Below are 3,304 nucleotides of genomic sequence, written 5' to 3' on the forward strand. Positions count from 1 at the left end.
GTGGGGGGTGTCCGCGCCTGAGGCCGGGGTGCCGGTCTCGGGGTGGGGTTTGTCGATGATGTCGGTGGGGGCCTGGTCCGCGTGCTGGACGAGGTTGCCCTGGTGGTCCAGGAGGTTGCCGTGCGGGTCCATGTACTGGGCCGGGGAGCCGTCCACGCTCGGCAGTTTCGTCGTGCCCTCGGGCAGCACTGGGGCGTCGTGCGGCAGCGAGACGGTGCCGTTCGGGAGCTTGGTCGCGCCCTCGGGGATCGGGGTGCCCTCGGGGAGGTGGACCGTGCCGTCCGGGAGTTTCAGCGAGCCTTCGGGCAGGGTGATCGCGTTGTCCGGGAGCTTGGGGATGTCGATCTTGCCGATGCCCTTCAGGCCCTTGGCGATGTCACCGATCTTCGACAGACCCGCCCCGGCGGCCTTGCTCACATACGTCATGGGGTCGATGACCCGGCCGGCCTTGCCCGCCACCGACAGCGCCTTCGCGACCGCGCCGGCCTTGCCCGCGCCCGACGCCGCACCCCCCGCACCACCCGTGAACACCGTGGTCAGCACGTTGAAGGTCACCGCGCCCGCGGCGCGGGCGGGGTTCTTGCCCCACTCGTCCCACGCCACCAGCGCCTTGCCCGTCTGCTTCATCGCGGTACGCGAGTCACGGATCCAGGACGGCAGCTTGTCGTCGGGCAGCGCCCAGAACATCGCCCCCACACCCGGGATCGACGAGATCGCCAGCCCGGTGGCGAGCTGGGCCAGGCCCTTCCACGCCTGCCCCATCGCCTCCCAGCCACCGAAACCGACCAGCGTGCCCAGGCCCTTGATCGTGCCCCACACGCCGTCCACGATCAGGCCGTCCCACACGAACGACTTCACCCAGTGGCCGACCTCGTACCAGTGATGCTTCTCCTCGACCGGGTCGCCCCAGGGGAGTTTGGCGTTCTTCAGGTCCTCCGCGTCGAACCCGTACTGGTTCTTCTTGTCCGAGCCGTCCCCGGCCACCATCTGCGTGCCGTGCCACAACGCTGTGATCTTGTTGTGGCAGGTGCGCTCCGCCGCCCAGAACGCCGCCACCGTCCGCGTGACCTCGTCCCGGATCCGGTTGTGATGCGCGACCTTGTCCCCGTCGTACTCCCAGTCGTCATCGTCCTTGACCGAGGCGACGAACGTCGTGGCCTCGCGCTTGAGATCCTCCAGCTTCTTCACCAGCGGGCGGATCTCCGTCGCATACCCCGCCAACGCGCCCGAGACCGTCTCCAGACCGTCCGCGAACGAATCCGCACGGTCCTTCACCGGCTTCGTCGTCGCGAACAGCTGCTCCGCCTCCGGGGCGGTGTAGTACGCCGACAGGCCCTGGAAACGGTTGTGGACATCCCGGCCCGTGTCCCGGACATGACCCGCATCCGTCTTCAGCGCTGCGTAATCCTGCTCCAGCAGCTCCAGATTCCCCGTGAACTGCGGAATCTCCTCCGGATTGATCACGTGTCACTGCCCCCGTTTGTCCGTCTGCTGATCCGGACCGACCTGCTCAAGATCGGACCATCATACAAACGGGGTGACGAGGCGTCAGCTGACCTGCGGAGCCCGGCGCTTGCGCTTTACGGGGCCGCCGTAACTCGGTGCGGCGCCGGTGGGGGAGGGGCCGGGCAGGAGAATTCCGCCGCGGAGGGCGCCGGCCGTGCCGGGGGTCTGCGCGTCCGCCTCGGCGTACGGGTTTCCGTGGGTGCGGACGTCCTGTTCGGCGAGTTCCCGGGCGGTGCGGGCCAGGGCGTCGGCACGGGGCAGGACCGCCGAGTCCTCGGCGGCGAGCAGGCGTTGGGCCTCGGCGAGGCGAGTGCGGGCCGTGGCGCCCACAGCACCCCGATGGGTCGTGATGAAGCCCTCCGCCGCAGTGACGGCACTGCGGGCGGTGAGCAGGGCCGCGACGGACAGCACCCCCGCGCGTCCCGCACCCAGAGGCGCCGTCGCCGCCACGACCCGGCGCAGCACGGCCAGCGGGTCGTACGCCCGCCCGGACGTCAACTCGAGCCGTACGGAGGTCAGTACGGCATCGGCGTGCAGGACCCTGGCCCGTACCTCCCCGGCGGGCACGCCCGTCAGCCGTTCCTCCGCCCCGGCCCTGGCCGCCTCCGCCCCGCTCAGCGCGGCCGGGACCAGCGAGGCCGCCTCGTCCAGGTCCTCCGCGAGAGAGGAGACGGCGTCGAGGAAGACGGCCACCTGGACTACCGCGCCCTCGGCGGCGCGCAGTTCGGCCGCTGCACGGGAGTGCCCGCCCCGGTCGACGGACCGACGCGCCTGGTTGAGGTGGGCTGTGGCGAACATCAGGCGGTCCTTGGCCTGTTCCACGTACCCCGTGACCGGCTCGCAGGCGGTGGGCGCGTACCGTTCGTGCAGACCGGCCACGATCTGCTCCGTCGCCGTCGTGTGGCCCGCCAGCTCGCGAAACCGCGTCTCCGCGAGCACCAGCGCCTCGCCCAGCGACTCCTCCCGGTCCAGGCCGCGCAACGCGTCGAACTCCGTCGCCGCCGCGTCCAGCAGCCGCCCCGCTTCCCCGCAGCGCCCGGTCATGTCGGCCAGTGCCCGGCGCCTGGCCCGGCCGTCCGCGGGGTCCGGTACGCCCTCGTCGTAGCGCTGCCGTGTCCGGAAGGCGGCCGTCACCTCCGTCTCGGCCTGCCGGACCGCGCGGGCGAAGGGCGCGCACGCCTCGGTGCCCAGCCGTGCCTCGGCGAAGCCGAGTTCCTCGCGGGAGGTGCGCACGCAGTCGTCGGCCAGGACCAGCGCGTCGCAGGCCCGCGCTTCGAGTGCGGCCAGCGGCGGCCGGCCCGGTCCGCCGGCCCTCGGCCCGCCGCCCCCGCTGTCCCGGTCCGCACCGTGCCGGTCCGCGCCGTCCCGGTCGCCGCCGCCGGGCGTCGTGCGGGTCCGTGCCCGGTGGGTGCGCCGTACGTACCCGTAGCCCGCGAGGATCCCCGCCGCGCCCACGGCGACGAGCGGCAGGACGAGGTCGTCGCCCGACGTCCCGTCCTGCCGTGGTGCGGCGGCGGGGGCCACCGGTCCCGCCCGGGGCAGCGCAACCGCGGAGGTGCTGTTGATCGTCGTTGAGGGGAACACCAGCCACACGGTCCCCACCGTGCCGACCAGCACGGCACGCGTCACCCGCGTCGCGGACCACCCAGAGGTCACGCGCCGTGGCCGAACCGCCCGGAACCGGGATGACGTCACATTCGGGAGCGTATGACCGCCCGGTCGGGCACGCGAGCGGGGTTGCGTCAGGGGTGGGGCCGGTGCGACACGGTGCGTGCGGGAGGGGAGAAGGGGCATGGAA

Annotated in this window: 1 protein-coding gene and 1 pseudogene; both read right to left on the reverse strand. The window is 72.5% G+C overall.

Translation table 11 applies throughout. The features are described 5' to 3' along the window. Positions 1-1,464 (reverse strand): annotated as a pseudogene (locus GV126_RS33660) (hypothetical protein); the annotation flags it as partial. Positions 1,465-1,548: 84 nt separating this feature from the next. Then, positions 1,549-3,135: a hypothetical protein gene (locus GV126_RS33665; protein WP_236570356.1), complete on the reverse strand. Its 1,587-nt coding sequence runs from the start codon at positions 3,133-3,135 to the stop codon at positions 1,549-1,551. Between the last annotated feature and the right edge of the window lie 169 nt (positions 3,136-3,304).

It is taken from the genome of Streptomyces mexicanus, from assembly GCF_902506575.1.
GTDB lineage: Bacteria > Actinomycetota > Actinomycetes > Streptomycetales > Streptomycetaceae > Streptomyces > Streptomyces mexicanus.